Source organism: Paenibacillus sp. FSL F4-0236, from assembly GCF_038000135.1.
GTDB lineage: Bacteria > Bacillota > Bacilli > Paenibacillales > Paenibacillaceae > Paenibacillus_AQ.
On sequence record NZ_JBBOBK010000001.1, the window covers coordinates 6,740,716 to 6,757,504 of the forward strand.

The 16,789-nt window shown below is 45.6% G+C and carries 11 protein-coding genes, 1 tRNA gene and 1 rRNA gene; 12 read left to right on the top strand and 1 reads right to left on the bottom strand.

The window, feature by feature from the left end:
- The first annotated feature begins 33 nt into the window (after nucleotides 1-33).
- From NSQ29_RS29950 to NSQ29_RS29995, 10 genes are all read left to right on the top strand, one after another.
- Nucleotides 34-933: a glycosyltransferase family 2 protein gene (locus tag NSQ29_RS29950; RefSeq protein ID WP_371916453.1), complete on the top strand. Its 900-nt coding sequence runs from the start codon at nucleotides 34-36 to the stop codon at nucleotides 931-933.
- On the top strand, nucleotides 930-2,336 hold the full coding sequence (locus NSQ29_RS29955; protein WP_341126702.1) for an undecaprenyl-phosphate glucose phosphotransferase: 1,407 nt from the start codon (nucleotides 930-932) through the stop codon (nucleotides 2,334-2,336). The genes NSQ29_RS29950 and NSQ29_RS29955 overlap by 4 nt, the downstream gene beginning before the upstream one ends.
- 99 nt (nucleotides 2,337-2,435) lie before the next feature.
- On the top strand, nucleotides 2,436-3,302 hold the full coding sequence (locus NSQ29_RS29960) for a phosphatidylinositol-specific phospholipase C/glycerophosphodiester phosphodiesterase family protein (protein WP_341126703.1): 867 nt from the start codon (nucleotides 2,436-2,438) through the stop codon (nucleotides 3,300-3,302).
- A 162-nt stretch (nucleotides 3,303-3,464) separates the two neighbouring features.
- Nucleotides 3,465-4,184, top strand: coding sequence for a heptaprenylglyceryl phosphate synthase (locus NSQ29_RS29965; RefSeq protein ID WP_445739181.1), 720 nt, complete (start codon nucleotides 3,465-3,467; stop codon nucleotides 4,182-4,184).
- Nucleotides 4,185-4,340: 156 nt separating this feature from the next.
- Nucleotides 4,341-6,680 (top strand): DNA helicase PcrA, encoded by a 2,340-nt coding sequence (pcrA, locus tag NSQ29_RS29970; protein ID WP_339243652.1) that lies wholly within the window; start codon nucleotides 4,341-4,343, stop codon nucleotides 6,678-6,680.
- Between the two features lie 78 nt (nucleotides 6,681-6,758).
- Nucleotides 6,759-8,771: an NAD-dependent DNA ligase LigA gene (gene ligA, locus NSQ29_RS29975; RefSeq protein WP_341126704.1), complete on the top strand. Its 2,013-nt coding sequence runs from the start codon at nucleotides 6,759-6,761 to the stop codon at nucleotides 8,769-8,771.
- A 201-nt stretch (nucleotides 8,772-8,972) separates the two neighbouring features.
- Entirely contained in the window at nucleotides 8,973-9,680 is a 708-nt protein-coding gene (locus tag NSQ29_RS29980; RefSeq protein ID WP_076297845.1) for a response regulator transcription factor, read from the top strand.
- Between the two features lie 19 nt (nucleotides 9,681-9,699).
- The gene (locus NSQ29_RS29985) at nucleotides 9,700-10,812 is read left to right on the top strand and encodes a sensor histidine kinase (protein WP_341126705.1); all 1,113 of its coding nucleotides are present in this window, start codon (nucleotides 9,700-9,702) and stop codon (nucleotides 10,810-10,812) included.
- Between the two features lie 64 nt (nucleotides 10,813-10,876).
- Complete coding sequence (locus NSQ29_RS29990; protein WP_340973071.1) at nucleotides 10,877-11,476, top strand: hypothetical protein; 600 nt, start codon at nucleotides 10,877-10,879, stop codon at nucleotides 11,474-11,476.
- Nucleotides 11,473-13,380, top strand: a complete 1,908-nt coding sequence (locus NSQ29_RS29995; protein WP_340973070.1) for a transglycosylase domain-containing protein — start codon at nucleotides 11,473-11,475, stop codon at nucleotides 13,378-13,380. The genes NSQ29_RS29990 and NSQ29_RS29995 overlap by 4 nt, the downstream gene beginning before the upstream one ends.
- 3 nt (nucleotides 13,381-13,383) lie before the next feature.
- Here NSQ29_RS29995 and NSQ29_RS30000 read toward each other — a convergent pair whose 3' ends face one another.
- Nucleotides 13,384-14,640, bottom strand: a complete 1,257-nt coding sequence (locus tag NSQ29_RS30000; protein ID WP_340973068.1) for an MFS transporter — start codon at nucleotides 14,638-14,640, stop codon at nucleotides 13,384-13,386.
- 412 nt (nucleotides 14,641-15,052) lie between these two features.
- Between NSQ29_RS30000 and NSQ29_RS30005 the strand changes: the two genes are divergently transcribed.
- Nucleotides 15,053-16,610, top strand: a 16S ribosomal RNA gene (locus tag NSQ29_RS30005).
- Between the two features lie 101 nt (nucleotides 16,611-16,711).
- Nucleotides 16,712-16,787 (top strand) — tRNA-Ala (locus tag NSQ29_RS30010).
- The last annotated feature ends 2 nt before the right edge of the window (nucleotides 16,788-16,789 follow it).

Consider the following 16,789-nt stretch of genomic DNA (forward strand, 5'->3'; position numbering starts at 1 on the left):
CTTATTGTTAATTACAACACGTGTCGCCTGACGATGGATTGTCTCAGGTCGGTGTATGACTCAGCAACGAACTATTCCTATGAGATTATTTTAATAGACAACAATTCCAATGATGATTCGGTAGAGAAGATTAGTAGAGAGTTTCCAGGTGTAATGTTGATCGCAAATAACGACAATGTCGGTTTTGCCCGTGCTAATAATCAGGGGATGGAAGCTTCATCCGGACGGTATGTGCTGCTGCTGAATTCAGATACGGTGGTACGTAAGGATACGCTAGAGACGATGATCTCCTTTATGGATAGTCGGCCTGATGTAGGAGCGTCAGGGTGCAAGATTATTTTACCGGATGGCTCGCTGGATAAAGCTTGCAAGCGGGGGTTTCCTACACCGTCTGCTTCGTTCTATTATGCTTTTGGATTTAGTAAGCTATTTCCGGATCGTCCGAGGTTTAACGGTTACCAGTTAGGTTATCTGGACCCTGATCTTGATTACCCGATAGATTGTCTGGTTGGTGCGTTTATGCTGCTGCGGCGGGAGACGATTAACCAGGTGGGTGGATTGGATGAAGAGTTCTTTATGTACGGTGAGGATTTAGATTGGTGTTATCGTATTAAAGAGGCTGGTTGGGAGATTTATTATTATCCGAAGACTGCTATCGTACATCTTAAAGGCGGCAGCGCCAGACGAAGACCGTTTAAGATCGTCTATGAATTCCACCGGGCAATGATTTTATTTCATCGTAAGCATTATAGTAAGAAGTACAACAGTATGATAAATGGAACAGTATATGCCGGCGTAGGTGTGAAGTTCGCACTTTCGCTTTTGCGGAATGCCTTAACTTCTCCTAAAACAGTCCCATCACCTGCTCAGAGTCTTAACTCCGCTAATGAAACAGGTGCACGTAACGAAAAGAATACTGAGGTGAATTTATGATTCGGCGTAATCAGAATTTTTTGACACAGCTCTATATGGTTGCTGACTTTATTATCATTCAGATCTCTTTTTTAGCGGCTTGGTGGCTAAAGTTTAGAAGTGGTTGGATGGAGTATGAAAACCCGTTGCCTGTAGAGTCGTACGCTTACTGGAGTATGATTTATGGCGGAATTGCAGTGTTAATCGGTATACTGCTGTCGCTGTATTTGCCGAAGCGTAAGAAACGGTTTGTCGATGAATTCATTAAGATTTTCCAAGTGCATATCATGGGCATTTTCATTCTGCTTGGTCTGATGTTTTTCGTGAAAGAAATAAATATCTCCCGAACATATCTAGCTCTTTACATGGGATTGAACATTCTTTCTATTATGCTGTACCGTTATGTACTGAAGAAGATGCTTAAGTCTTTTCGCGAAAAAGGCTTCAACCGACAGTTTGTACTTATCATCGGTGCAGGTACGCTAGGCAAAAGATTCTACAATAATCTAGAGCAATACCCTGAGCTTGGATATGAAGCGATTGGCTTCTTGGATGACTATCATACTTGGGATGGAATTGAAGAACAACGATATAAACCGATTCTTGGAACAGTTGACCAGTTGTCTGGAATGCTAGAGATGCTGCCTGTGGATGAGGTTATACTTGCGCTGCCACTTGATGCCCATTCGAAGTATCCTTCAATTATTGCGGCCTGTGAAAAAGCAGGTGTACGCACATTGATTATCCCTGACTTTTTCGACTACTTACCAGCGCGCCCTTACTTTGATAACTTTGCAGGCATGCCAATGATTAATGTTCGTGATATTCCACTAGATATGACGGGTAATAAGATGGCAAAACGATTGTTTGATATTGTGTTCTCATTGTTCGCAATTATTATGATTTCCCCTGTGATGCTTATCGTGGCACTTGGTGTCCGACTGACCTCTCCCGGGCCGATTATATTCCGGCAGGAACGTGTGGGGCTGAACCGTCGTAATTTTATGATGTATAAGTTCCGCTCCATGAAGATGCAGCAGGATGGTGAAGAGGATACAGGATGGAGTACGCGGGAAGATCCTCGTAGAACCAGATTTGGGACCTTTATCCGGAAGACAAGTCTGGATGAGCTTCCGCAATTTTTTAATGTGTTACTGGGTCATATGAGTGTAGTTGGCCCACGGCCAGAACGACCATTTTATGTAGAACAGTTCCGTGATGAAATTCCAAAGTATATGGTAAAACACCATGTACGTCCTGGAATTACAGGTTGGGCTCAGAGTAACGGACTCCGCGGGGACACTTCCATCGAGGAGCGGATCAAACACGATATTTTCTACATCGAGAACTGGTCTTTACTGTTTGACATTCGAATTATTTTCAAAACGATTCGCAACGGCTTCGTTAACAAAAACGCTTATTGAGACCTGAGCTTATTTAGATTTTAATAATACCCCGTTTTGCCACTGGCAGAGCGGGGTATTAATTTTCTAATCTAAACTTTGCAAAGGAAACTCACAACTATGAATAAGAAAAAGATTATTGCAACCGTAGTAATGATTGTCGCACTAATAATGACTCTTGTAATAACGTTGAACAAAGAGGAAGAGCAATCCGCGAGCGGTTTTGAAGCGCACAAAATCGTTGCACATGCCATGGGTGGCATTAACGGTCATACGTACACCAATGCATGGGAGGCCTTTGTCGCTAATTATGCACAGGGAACTCGCGTATTTGAAGTAGACTTGCTATTATCGGCTGATGATCAGCTAGTAGGTAGGCATGAGTGGTCAGGCAACATGAGTAAGCTTTTAGGTCAGTTGGATGTTCTTCCTGCTAATAAACAAGGGGTAGTACTAGATTATAAGGAATTCATGGACAGCCCAATCCTGAATATATACTCCCCGATCGATGTCGAGAAGTTGCTTGATCTGATGCAGCATTATCCAGATGCTTATATCGTGACCGATACGAAAGAAATCAAACCCGAACTTATAAATAAACAATTTACATTGTTGGTAGAAGCGGCGCAGCGCCGGGATCCAGCCATATTAGATCGGATTGTTCCACAAATATATAATCAGTCGATGCTTGATGAGATCAATAAGGTGTATTCTTTTCCAGAATTGCTTTACACTCTGTACCAATCCAAGGATACGGATGAACAAGTTATTGAGTTTGTTAATAAAACAGGTGTGGATATTACCATGCCAGTTGGCCGAGCCACCAAGAGCTTTGTTAAAAAGCTGAAGAAGGCTGGCGCTCGTGTATATGTTCATACAGTAAATGAAGAAGCTGAAATTAGGGAACTGGCCCGTATGGGCGTGGATGGTTTTTACACTGATTTTGTACCCGAAGAGGATTTGATTAACATCTCAGGTGTACGTTGAAATCTTAGACTACTTTTTACCATTAAAAAATACGAAAAAATGTTCGCATTTTTGTTCGCTTTAAATTGACACACCTGCTGTGCTGGCATAGACTAGATCTATATCTTTTGCGGCGGCAGGAGTGTCTTTGTCTTGCCCAAATGACTATTAAGGATGATTCTCATGAAATCAGTGCAGCAAATGATCAAACCTTGGCGGCATGTATTTAAGCTAGACCCTGACCGGATGATTTCGGATGAGGATTTGGAGGCCGTTTGCTTATCTGGCACGGATGCCATACTGATAGGGGGCTCAACAGGAGTAACCTATGAGAATACAGTGGATCTCCTAGCAAGAGTAAAACAGTTTGAGTTACCTTGTGCACTTGAGGTATCCGAACTTGAAGCTGCTGTTCCCGGATTTGATCTTTATATGATCCCTATGGTGCTTAATACGCCCGATCCAGCTTGGATTGTAGGCCATCATCGCCGAGCTATTGAACGCTATGGATTTATGATTCCATGGGATTCGCTTCTAACGGAAGGTTATATTGTGCTGAATAGTGACTCTTCAGTTGCACGGATTACAGGGGCTGAGACGGCCATTGATGCTGAAGAAGCGGCTGCTTATGCTCAGGTTGCGGACAGGCTGATGTCACTGCCGATTGTTTATCTTGAATACAGTGGTAGGTTCGGGGATATGGAGACTGTGCGGACAGTACGCGAAATGGTGGATCAAGCCCAACTTTTTTATGGTGGGGGCATTACTTGTGAGGCGGAAGCCGAGCAGGCAGCAGCTCTATGTGATACAGTAGTGGTCGGCAATATTATTTATAGTGATGTACAGCAGGCACTGCTAACAGTTGCGGCTGTAAAAAAGACAGTACAAGAGCAATTCGATTAAAATATAAGAGAGTATAAGTTTCACGTGATACATTATCCTTATATTTTCGCATAAACACTTACCGTCCTTATGACGCCAAAGGCGTTTATGCTTAGTGGTTATTTTTAGGACTACTTATGATTTGTGATTTTATATTTAGAAAGGAGCATGTTACACATGCAACTTATTAGCATACAAGACGCAGTAAGTCGACTGAATCCTCCACAAAGACAGGCTGTCGAAACTACTGAAGGGCCACTTTTGATTATGGCTGGTGCGGGCAGTGGGAAGACGAGAGTGTTGACTCATAGAATTGCCTGGCTGATTGCCAATCGAAAGGCGCCGCCTTGGGCGATTTTGGCGATTACGTTTACGAATAAAGCCGCGCGGGAAATGCAGGAACGTGTATCTAAGCTTGTCGGACCTGAGGGAAGAGATATCTGGGTATCCACCTTTCACTCTATGTGTGTTCGGATTTTGCGGAAGGATATCGAGCGGATTGGTTTTACCTCCAACTTCTCCATTCTGGACTCTACAGATCAGTTATCCGTAATACGTAACTGTATGAAGGAACTGAATATTGATACGAAGAAATTCGAACCAAAAGCTGTGCAGGCTATCATTAGCGCATCCAAGAATGAACTGATCACTCCGGCGCAGTATGAGCAGAAGGTTGGCGATTATTTTGAAGGCTTAGTTGCAAAGGTATATAAGATGTATCAAAGACGTCTAAGAAGCAATAACTCGCTTGATTTTGATGATTTGATTATGAAGACCATCGAACTGTTTAAGGAAGTTCCCGAGGTACTTGATTTCTACCAAAAGAAATTCAAATACATCCACGTGGATGAGTATCAGGATACGAACAGAGCGCAGTATATGTTGTGCCGTATGCTCGCTGATAGCCATCACCGGATTTGTGTGGTAGGGGATAGTGACCAGTCGATTTATCGCTGGCGCGGAGCGGATATTACGAACATTCTTAATTTTGAAGAGGACTATCCAGAAGCGAAGACCATTCTTCTAGAGCAGAACTACCGTTCAACTGCTAATATCCTGAATGCAGCCAATGGTGTGATCGCACTCAATAGTGGACGTAAGCCGAAGAAGCTGTGGACCGATTCCGAGGAAGGCGCCAAGATTAAGGTGTACCGGGCGGACTCCGAGCATGATGAAGGTTACTTTGTAACCGGAGAAATCAGCAAAAATGTGAAACAGGGTCAAGCCTACCAGAATCATGCGATACTGTATCGTACGAATGCCCAGTCACGGGTAATCGAGGAAATTCTAATTAAATCTGATATTCCGTATCAAATCGTAGGCGGGATTAAGTTCTATGATCGTAAAGAAATCAAAGATCTGCTCGCTTATTTACGCCTGTTATCTAACCCTGATGATGATATCAGCCTGACGCGTATTATTAATGTACCTAAGCGGGGATTAGGGGATACAACGGTTGGTAAGCTGGCAGCTGCGGCTGGTGAGCGTGGTGTTTCTATTTTCCGCGTACTGCAAACTGTAGATGATTTGGGCTTTGCCGGACGGACGCGGAATATGCTAGTAGAGTTCTACGATATGATTGAAGCTCTGCACCGTATGGTGGAGTTCTTGTCCGTAACAGAACTGACGGAAAAAATACTGGAGATGTCACAGTACCGTTTGGAGCTGCAAAATGAAAACACTCTCGAATCTCGCTCGCGACTAGAGAATATCGATGAGTTCTTGTCCGTGACGATGGAGTTTGAAAAGAATAACGAGGACAAGTCGCTTGTCTCCTTCCTCACGGATCTTGCACTTATCGCAGATATTGATAGTGTGAATGATGATGAAGAGGACCGTAGTGACGCTGTAGTCCTGATGACGATGCACAGCGCCAAAGGTCTGGAGTTCCCAACGGTATTTATCGTCGGGATGGAAGAAGGCGTGTTCCCGCACAGCCGAGCCTTCCAAGACAACGATGAGCTCGAAGAGGAACGCCGGCTTGCATATGTAGGGATCACCCGCGCCGAGAAACAATTGTTTCTCTCTTGCGCGCGGATGCGTACGCTCTTTGGGCGGACAACGGCGAATCAGCCGTCCCGCTTCATTGAAGAGATTCCGGAGGAGTTGAAGGAAGATACCGCGAAGACGCAGGACCGCTTCCAACGCGGAGGCTCAGAGGTAGGCGGTGCTTACGGCGGACGCGGCTTCAGTGGCGGCAGTCGTGGGAACTTCGGCGGCCGAAGTGGAGCTGCTGGTGCGGCGCCGATTGGCAGCGGAAGCACAGCGTCCGCAGCGACAAGCAAGAGCAGCGTGACCGTAACCTCCGGAGGCGCACAGCGCGCTACTGGAGCAGGGGCTGCAGCAGCTGGCGAATACAAAGCGGGTGATAAAGTTTCGCACGGCAAATGGGGCACTGGCACCGTTGTAGCTGTAAAGGGCACCGGGAATGATACGGAGCTGCAGATTGCTTTTCCGGCACCAGTGGGTGTAAAACGACTGCTTGCAGGGTTTGCGCCGATTACCAGGGTGGAATAATAGTAGGAAACGATTAACGAACGGATATTTAGACCACGCTAACCATTAGGAAACTTATTGACGGAGGGATGTACCTGCATGGATGCTATGCATGTGATGGAAGAGCTTGTTGCGGAGTTAAATAATTATAATTACCACTATTACACGCTGGATGCTCCGCTAGTCAGCGATAAGGAATACGATGTTTTATACGACAAGCTTGTAGCACTGGAGGCTGAGAGTGGCTTCGTACTACCGGATTCACCTACACAACGTGTAGGTGGAGAGCTGCTTAAGGGCTTCACGCCGCATCGGCATCTGGCTCCGCTTTGGAGTCTCGATAAAGCACAGAATATTGAACAGCTGCGGGGCTGGAATACGCGGGTACTCCGCTTAGTGAATGAGTACAATCTTAAGAACCCAGGCAACCCTCTACCTGATCCTTGTTATGCAGTAGAACTGAAGTTTGATGGCTTGACGCTGAATCTAACCTATCGGAATGGTGTTCTCGAACAGGCATCGACGCGTGGTAATGGTGTCATTGGTGAAGGAATACTTGCTCAGGTGAAGACCATTAAGTCTGTTCCATTAACGATTCCTTTTAAAGAAGGTGTTATTGAGGTTCAGGGTGAAGGGATTATGAATCTGTCTGTGCTCGCTGATTATAATACCCGGGCTGCAGAGCCGCTTAAGAATGCACGTAATGCGGCGGCAGGTGCACTGCGCAATCTTAATCCGAAGACTACTGCAGAACGTCGTTTGAATGCATATTTCTATAATGTAGGTTTTGGAGAAGGTGTAGAGTTCGCCGATCATCAGGAGATGATGGATTTTCTACGGAATAACAAATTCAAAGTAAATCCTTATCTGACTTACTGTAATGATTTCGATGATGTGACTGAGCAGCTTGCTGGAATCGAGGAGAGTCGTTCAAGTCTTGATTACCTCATTGATGGAGCGGTGATCAAGGTGACGGATTTCCGTATTCGTGAAGTTCTTGGTTACACTGACAAGTTCCCTCGCTGGGCAGTGGCTTATAAATTTGAAGCTGAAGAAACAACGACCGTGCTTGAGTCTGTTAGCTGGAATGTAGGACGTACAGGTAAAGTGACTCCTTTAGCTCGTGTTGAAGCCGTAGAGCTTGCTGGAGTTACCGTACAGAATTGCACATTAAATAATGTGGGCGATATTGAGCGCAAAAACTTGAAATTCGCCTTAGGCTCACGAGTGTTTATTCGGCGTTCTAATGATGTTATCCCGGAAATTCTCGGCAAGGTAACGGAAGAGAATGACGGAGGAGAAATTATTTTCCCTGAGGATTGCCCGGCTTGCGGATTTCCGCTAGAAATGCGCGGTGCGCATCTTTTCTGTAATAATAAGCTGAACTGTAGACCGCAAATTATTAGTCGGATCACTCATTTCGCTTCACGAGATGCGATGGATATTGAGACGTTTAGTGAGAAGACGGCAGGTCAGCTCTACGACGAGCTTAATGTTCATGACTCTGCGGATCTGTATGAATTGTCCTTTGAGCAGCTTGTACAGCTGAACCGTTTCGGGGAGAAAAAAGCACAGAATTTGCTGCAAGCATTAGAGGATAGCAAAGGGCGCGATCTCGCCTCATTCCTCTTTGCGTTAGGAATCCCTAACACAGGTAAAGCAACAACTAAGATGCTGGCTGATCATTTCCGCGATCTGGATGCTGTGATGCAGGCTAAAGCTGAGGAACTTGCCGAGTTACCGGACATTGGCGGGATTGTCGCCGAGAGCATTGTTAACTTCTTCGCAGATCCTGTAGTCGTGGCGAATGTTGCTCGGTTGCGCGCGCTTGGGGTTGAAGCAAAAGCTCCTGAGGCCCCACGTCCTGTTAGCACGGATTCCTTCTTTAGTGGAAAAACGGTAGTGTTGACCGGTTCATTACAAAAGCTTACACGTGACGAAGCAGCCGAACGTCTGGAAGCACTCGGAGCGAAGGTGTCTGGAAGTGTATCTAAGAAGACGGATTTGGTTATTGCCGGCGAGAAGGCAGGTAGTAAACTGGCCAAAGCACAGCAGTTAGGCATTCAAGTCATTGAAGATGAAGATGAGCTGATTCGACTGCTGGGGATGTAAGCATATTTTACTGAATTCTAAAAGGGTACCAGTTCCATTTCGTTTAAGTACGAGTGGAGCGGGTACCCTTTTTTTGCGTAACCTACTTATTGTCGTTCGATTTTAAGTACATGTTTCTATTTTCGAGGAAAAACGTTCAATGGATCTGCTAATATAGAAGCTAAAGATAATTATTACTATATTTGAAAGGAACCCCCTCCTGTGAAGAGAGAAACGATATTGTTAGTAGATGATGAGAAGGAAATTGTAGAACTGTTATCAATTTATCTCTGTAATGAGGGCTACCGGCTGCTTAAGGCCTATGATGGAATGGAAGCGCTGGCGTGTCTGCAGAAGGAAGAAGTCGATCTAATTATTCTGGATGTCATGATGCCTAAGATGGATGGACTTGCTGCATGCATGAAGATCCGTGAAGAGCGGAAGATGCCAATTATCATCCTTTCAGCCAAAAATACGGATATGGACAAAATCTCAGGACTTAGCATAGGAGCGGACGACTACGTGGGCAAGCCGTTTAATCCTTTGGAGATTGTGGCACGAGTTAAGTCACAGCTGCGTCGTTATCACGCTTTCAATAAAGATAGTAATAGCCTAGGGAATGACAGCAAACTGAGCTTTGAAGATTTAACTATAGATACGTCTAAGCATGAGGTACATATAGACCAGCAGAAGATTAAGCTGACCCCCCGGGAATTTTCTATTTTAGAGCTTTTGGCAAGGCACCAAGGTCAAGTGCTTAGCTTAGAGCAGATATACGATAAGGTGTGGAACGAACCATTTTTAGATGGGGGCAATACTGTTATGGTACATATTCGTAACCTCCGCGATAAAATCGAAGTGGATTCGAAGCGCCCCCGTTATATACAAACCGTCTGGGGAGTTGGCTATAAATTAGATGGACCTTCCTGAAAGGATTAGGTGAGGCTTCTTGAATTCAAAATATATAACTACGATTCGTTGGAAGTTTATATACGCCTTTTTACTTAGTGTGCTTTCCGGTGGATTACTGCTGTTTGCAGGTTACCAGCTCGTTAATTTCATGATCTATCTGAATCCAGTGTCAGAGTCGGCTCCCTATTCACGTATCTTACGCTGGATCATTAATCATATTGGCTCTATGCCACTGCTGACCGCAGCTGGTATTATCAGCTTTTTACTGTTCTTTTTTATCTATACTCGTAAAGTAGTACTGTATCTGGAGGAGATCACCAAAGGAATTCGGGAAATCACAAGCTCCGGGATGTCGCACCGAATTGAAGTCAGAACCACGGACGAGTTGGGAGTGCTGGCTGAGAATATTAATGAAATGGCTGAACGTTTGCAGCACTCTGTGGAAGAGGAACGTAAAGCTGTGAATGCAAAAAATGACTTGATCACGGGTGTCTCCCACGATTTACGAACCCCCCTTACCTCTGTCCTCGGTTTTCTGGAATATATCGAGCAAGATCGATGCCAGGAAGAAGTAGAAATACGATATTACGTGAGCATAGCCTACAACAAATCCCTTGTGCTGCGTAAACTGATCGACGATCTTTTTGAATATACACGCGTAAATAGTGGGGAATACCCTCTGGTTATGGAGCGATTAGATTTAAAAGCATTTATACGGCAGCTAGCGGAGGAGTCAGTTCCCGAACTAACAAAGGCTGAAATGACCTATGAGATCGATGACCAAGCTGATGAGTTGTGGATAGAGGCTTCCCCTAAAGAATTAGTTCGTGCTTATGAAAATTTGATTACGAACGCGATCCGTTACGGTAGAAGCGGCGGGAAAGTGGAGATTGGTTTCAGTAAAAGGGGAAATGAAGCGGTTGTCCGCATTAGCAATTTTGGAGAGATGATCGCAGAGAGTGATATTCCGTTTATTTTCGAACGATTCTATCGGGCAGAGAAGTCTCGTTCACAGCATACAGGCGGTTCAGGCCTAGGTCTTGCCATTTCCAAAAGTATCATCGAACGCCACAATGGCGTTATTTATGTAGAAAGCTCCCCGCTTCGGACGGATTTTATCACCTATTTCCCATTCTTCATAGAATCTTAAGAAAACTCTTGGCGGGTTCTTAAGATTTGGAAGATATCCTTGTGAGCACAAGGAGGGAATGACTATGCACAAACTTCGGACGGTTCGCATCCATTATCTTTATATTTTTATAGGGAGTGCTCTTTTGAGTGCTGCCTTTCTTTTTGCTGTCCAGCGGGCTGTTGCTTTGCTGTATTCTCATTATTCGGGGAAGTCAGGCGTCTTTTTTGTTCATCTTATCCATTGGACCATTAATCATATTGGAACAATCCCTAGCGTCATAATTCTATTTGTTCTATTCTTCAGTGGGTTGTTTATTCTCCGTTCACAGAAAATTGCCGATGATTTGCACACGGTACTGATTGGAACCTCAGAGTTAGCAGACAAGGGAGTAACAAAAGAAATCAAGGTCCTCTCTGGAGGAGAATTAGGCCAAATCGCCGCTAACCTGAATCGCATGCAAAGAATTGAAGTTCCGAATAGAGGCGTAGCAACAGAAACGATGCAGGACACACCAGCTGTAGCTTTATTGATAAGAACTCGGGCAATTCTCCGTGCTCTCCGTGAGGTAGAGGAGGCTGACAACACGGATGATGGGATGGAAGCCCAAGCACTTCTTGAAGCAGCGAGTGTTGAAGCCCGTAGTATGGAGCGGTTCTTAGAGAACCTGATTATAGAATCATGAATGCCGTTACCGAAAAAAAACAAAGTGTAGCCCATTCAGGCAAGGATGGCAGATGGATCGTGCGTACCCGGATACTCCGTCTGGGATATTTATTATTTGATGGGAGTATCATTGGAATAATAATAGCGCTCGTGGGTTTGCTTTACGTATTTCAATACGGCGGGCAAGTGGTTAAACAGCAAGAGGATAAACTTCAGCTGCCGGAATCGAGCATCATTAAGACCTCGGACGGGACGACATTACGAATGATCCCTTTACCGGGCTCGGGGTATAGACATTCAGCGGAGCTGGAGGAAATGCCTGCATTATTGATAAATACGTTTTTAGCGGTGGAGGACCGGCGCTTTTATAGCCACCAGGGATTAGATTATAAAGGAATTTCTCGCGCTTTTCTAAATAATATTGTGGATATGGATCTCTCCGAGGGCGGGAGTAGTATTACTCAACAGCTAGCTCGCAATCTTTATTTGAACAGGAACAAGAATGTCATACGTAAGCTAAACGAAGCATCCATTGCTCTTGCATTGGAGAGGCAGTTATCAAAACGAGAGATTTTAGGGCTTTACCTCAATCAGATTTACATGGGGCGTGGACAATATGGAGTAAAGGCAGCTGCGGAGCGTTACTTCGGCGTATCCAATTTGAAAAAACTAGAAATATGGCAAATCGCCACCTTGGCGGGAATCCCTAAAGGACCGTCTATTTATAATCCGGTAGACAATAGTACATTATCCAAAACAAGAAGGAATCTCGTTCTACAGATTATGTTAGATCAAGGACTGATTACTAAAGAACAAATGCTTGAGGCCAGAGATAAAAAGTATCAACCTCCCGCTGCGAACAAAGTAGAAGTCATTGGTGTGCATTATGTGGACGCTACGCTTAAGGAAGCGGCTCAGATCACTGGGAAGTCTGTGGAGGAGCTTCGAACGGGTGGCTATACTATCGTTACAGGGTTGAACATTAAAGCACAGCAGGCGCTAGAGCAGGCTTTTCTAAAGGGTTCTTCTTTCCCGCCTGACGGAAAAGATCAGCAGGTAGAAGCAGCTATGACCATAATGGATCATCGTACAGGTGAAGTGGTGGCACTAATTGGTGGGCGTGAACAAAATGAGGGGAGCTTGAACAGAGCTACAATTGATGCGCGGCAGCCAGGCTCCAGCTTCAAGCCGATCATTGATTATGGACCCGCGCTAGAGAGCGGGAAGTTTAGCCCGAATAGCATACTTTCTGATCGCAAATACGCTTATGGAAACTATGTACCTGAGAATTTGAACGGTGTGTATCAAGGTCAAATCACAATGAGTAGAGCGCTGCAAAAATCCGTGAATGCGCCAGCTGTTTGGCTTTTGAAGCAGGTTGGAATCTCTTCTGCACGGCAATTCGCAGCCAAATTAGGAATTGTACTGACAGAGGAGGATAACCATTTATCAATAGCTTTAGGAGGGCTTCATAATGGGGTATCGCCACTTAAAATGACACAAGCCTATGGTGTCTTTGCTAATGGAGGTAAATTCAATGAGGCTCATATGGTACGCACGATAATGGATTCAAAAGGGAAGGTTGTGTATTCACATCTCTCCAAATCACGGCAGGTAATATCGCAACGAACCGCAGAGGCAATGACGATGATGCTACGTAATGTTGTCAATGAAGGAACGGGCAAAAAAGCGCAAATGAACAGGCCTGTAGCGGGGAAAACCGGAACAACCCAATTGGATCTGCCAGGCGTAAGCAAGAAAGCTAACCGGGATTTGTGGTTTGTTGGTTATACTTCGGAATGGACAGCTGCAGTGTGGATGGGGTTTGATCGTACAAATAAGGATAATTATATGACAGAGGGCAGCGGGAAGGCTGCCGCTCTATTTTCTACAGTCATGAGTAAGGCGTTAAGTGGTTACTGATGTTTATTGAGCGGCCCATTCTTCTAGTTTCTCGTCTCTAGGAAGCAGGAGAGCAAGGAAACCCAAAAGTGGTAGGAATCCACAAGCTATAAACACTTTTGAAATACCAATGCTGTCAATTAGATTGCCGAGGACCAAGGAACCAATTCCGCCGAGCCCAAAAGCAAGACCAGTGATTAACCCTGAAACTGTTCCGATATTGCCTGGATAAAGCATCTGAGCGTAGATTACAGTAACGGAGAAGCTGGACAAAAGGATGAAGCCGCCAATCAGCAGGAGTATAGCTGCCCACATTTGGTTCACGAAGGGTAGAGCCAGCGCGAAGGGCACTGTTCCGACCATAGAGAGAAGAATGAGATTACGCCGTCCGAAGCGGTCAGCCAGTGGGCCTCCGAAGAATGTACCGACAGCTCCAGCTGCCAGATACATAAAAATATAGATTTGGGCCTTATCAAGCGTCATTTGATATTTGTCCATTAAATAGAAAGCGTAGTAACTTCCGATAGAAGCGCCGTACCAAGATCTTACAAAGACTAGGAACACAAGGATGATTGTTGCCGTTCGAATACTTTTGCGGCGGGCAGGATCAATTGCACGAGCTGTTGACTTCTTATGAAACGTATATCCTGCATCCAGCATCTCTCGATACCAGCGAGCGACATAGGTCTGGACGGCGATTCCGGCAGCCGCAACGATAGTGAAGCCAAGAGCGCCGATCTGCCCAAAGGGAATGAATATCCATTTCGTGAGCATTGGTCCTAAAGATTGTCCAGCATTGCCGCCGACTTGAAAAATAGATTGCGAAAGACCTTTCCGCTGACCGGCAGCCATATGAGCAACACGCATGCCTTCGGGATGAAAGGTAGCAGATCCGAAACCGATCAGCATGACGGAAAACAATACAAGAATATAGTTGTTGGCATAAGCCAATAAAAGTACGCCTAGAAATGTGCTGCACATACCCAGTGGTAACAATATAGGACGAGGCTTACGATCTGCCGCATACCCAATGACTGGTTGGATAACGGAGGACGTCATGTTTAAGGCAAAGGAGATCCACCCAATCTGAGCGAAGGAGAGCATCAAGTTATCTTTGAGAATAGGAAAGATTGCAGGGATGACTGCCTGAATAGAATCGTTAAATAAATGAACAAAGCTGACAGCCAGCAAAATCTTATAGATTGTTGCTTGCTGCAGATTACGCTGCTCCTTATCCGTGGTGTTTGTTTGGGTCGCAGCACTAGATGGATTGTTTTTCATTTAGACTCCTCTCGTACGTATCATTAGAAGTTAATATATGGGATTACGATAAATTCTATTTAGCCATAAATTAAGGATTATTGGAAACAATTTGTGTTGGTTTGTGCTAGTTTGAAAGTATTTATTCGAAGATTATTTTTATTTCAAAAAAAGCTTGCAAACATAAGAACAGCATGGTATATTATCTCTTGTGCTTATGACGCATCGAACAAATGAAACACAAACGATGAAAAAATAAGTTGACAAGAAATACGACAACATGATATACTCTAATTCCTGTGCAAGAGACAGTTGATGTCGGAATGCCGGGAGCAAGTTCTTTGAAAACTGAACAAATGGAACGCGTTAATTTTTAAAAGATTCATTTAATGAATCGTCAGTTTCAAAATGAGCATATCGCTCTTTTCAATACTAATTGGAGAGTTTGATCCTGGCTCAGGACGAACGCTGGCGGCGTGCCTAATACATGCAAGTCGAGCGGAGTTACTTTGAAAGCTTGCTTTCAAAGTAACTTAGCGGCGGACGGGTGAGTAACACGTAGGCAACCTGCCCCTTAGACTGGGATAACTACCGGAAACGGTAGCTAATACCGGATAATTTCTTTTTTCTCCTGAAGGAAGAATGAAAGACGGAGCAATCTGTCACTGAGGGATGGGCCTGCGGCGCATTAGCTAGTTGGTGGGGTAACGGCCCACCAAGGCGACGATGCGTAGCCGACCTGAGAGGGTGAACGGCCACACTGGGACTGAGACACGGCCCAGACTCCTACGGGAGGCAGCAGTAGGGAATCTTCCGCAATGGACGAAAGTCTGACGGAGCAACGCCGCGTGAGTGATGAAGGTTTTCGGATCGTAAAGCTCTGTTGCCAGGGAAGAACGTCCGGTAGAGTAACTGCTATCGGAGTGACGGTACCTGAGAAGAAAGCCCCGGCTAACTACGTGCCAGCAGCCGCGGTAATACGTAGGGGGCAAGCGTTGTCCGGAATTATTGGGCGTAAAGCGCGCGCAGGCGGTCATTTAAGTCTGGTGTTTAAACCTTGGGCTCAACCTGAGGTCGCACTGGAAACTGGGTGACTTGAGTACAGAAGAGGAAAGTGGAATTCCACGTGTAGCGGTGAAATGCGTAGATATGTGGAGGAACACCAGTGGCGAAGGCGACTTTCTGGGCTGTAACTGACGCTGAGGCGCGAAAGCGTGGGGAGCAAACAGGATTAGATACCCTGGTAGTCCACGCCGTAAACGATGAGTGCTAGGTGTTAGGGGTTTCGATACCCTTGGTGCCGAAGTTAACACAGTAAGCACTCCGCCTGGGGAGTACGGTCGCAAGACTGAAACTCAAAGGAATTGACGGGGACCCGCACAAGCAGTGGAGTATGTGGTTTAATTCGAAGCAACGCGAAGAACCTTACCAGGTCTTGACATCCCTCTGAATCCACTAGAGATAGTGGCGGCCTTCGGGACAGAGGAGACAGGTGGTGCATGGTTGTCGTCAGCTCGTGTCGTGAGATGTTGGGTTAAGTCCCGCAACGAGCGCAACCCTTAACTTTAGTTGCCAGCAGGTAAGGCTGGGCACTCTAGAGTGACTGCCGGTGACAAACCGGAGGAAGGTGGGGATGACGTCAAATCATCATGCCCCTTATGACCTGGGCTACACACGTACTACAATGGCCGGTACAACGGGAAGCGAAGCCGCGAGGTGAAGCCAATCCCATCAAAGCCGGTCTCAGTTCGGATTGCAGGCTGCAACTCGCCTGCATGAAGTCGGAATTGCTAGTAATCGCGGATCAGCATGCCGCGGTGAATACGTTCCCGGGTCTTGTACACACCGCCCGTCACACCACGAGAGTTTACAACACCCGAAGTCGGTGGGGTAACCCGCAAGGGAGCCAGCCGCCGAAGGTGGGGTAGATGATTGGGGTGAAGTCGTAACAAGGTAGCCGTATCGGAAGGTGCGGCTGGATCACCTCCTTTCTATGGAGAATCGTCTTCTGCAATGAAGACATTCAAATCGGAAGTTAAACTTCCAAAATCATTTAACGCGTATCCATTTGTTCGGTTTTGATGGAATTTGCGGGGCCATAGCTCAGCTGGGAGAGCGCCTGCCTTGCAAGCAGGAGGTCAGCGGTTCGATCCCGCTTGGCTCCACCAAC

Excerpts from the sequence above, each read along its gene's own strand:
- NSQ29_RS29960 (WP_341126703.1), top strand. The coding sequence starts at position 2,436 with ATGAATAAGAAAAAGATTATTGCAACCGTAGTAATGATTGTCGCACTA.
- NSQ29_RS29995 (WP_340973070.1), top strand. The coding sequence starts at position 11,473 with ATGAATGCCGTTACCGAAAAAAAACAAAGTGTAGCCCATTCAGGCAAG.
- NSQ29_RS29950 (WP_371916453.1), top strand. The coding sequence starts at position 34 with ATGGATTGTCTCAGGTCGGTGTATGACTCAGCAACGAACTATTCCTAT.
- ligA (WP_341126704.1), top strand. The coding sequence starts at position 6,759 with ATGGATGCTATGCATGTGATGGAAGAGCTTGTTGCGGAGTTAAATAAT.
- NSQ29_RS29990 (WP_340973071.1), top strand. The coding sequence starts at position 10,877 with ATGCACAAACTTCGGACGGTTCGCATCCATTATCTTTATATTTTTATA.
- NSQ29_RS29955 (WP_341126702.1), top strand. The coding sequence starts at position 930 with ATGATTCGGCGTAATCAGAATTTTTTGACACAGCTCTATATGGTTGCT.
- pcrA (WP_339243652.1), top strand. The coding sequence starts at position 4,341 with ATGCAACTTATTAGCATACAAGACGCAGTAAGTCGACTGAATCCTCCA.
- NSQ29_RS29965 (WP_445739181.1), top strand. The coding sequence starts at position 3,465 with ATGAAATCAGTGCAGCAAATGATCAAACCTTGGCGGCATGTATTTAAG.
- NSQ29_RS30000 (WP_340973068.1), bottom strand. The coding sequence starts at position 14,640 with ATGAAAAACAATCCATCTAGTGCTGCGACCCAAACAAACACCACGGAT.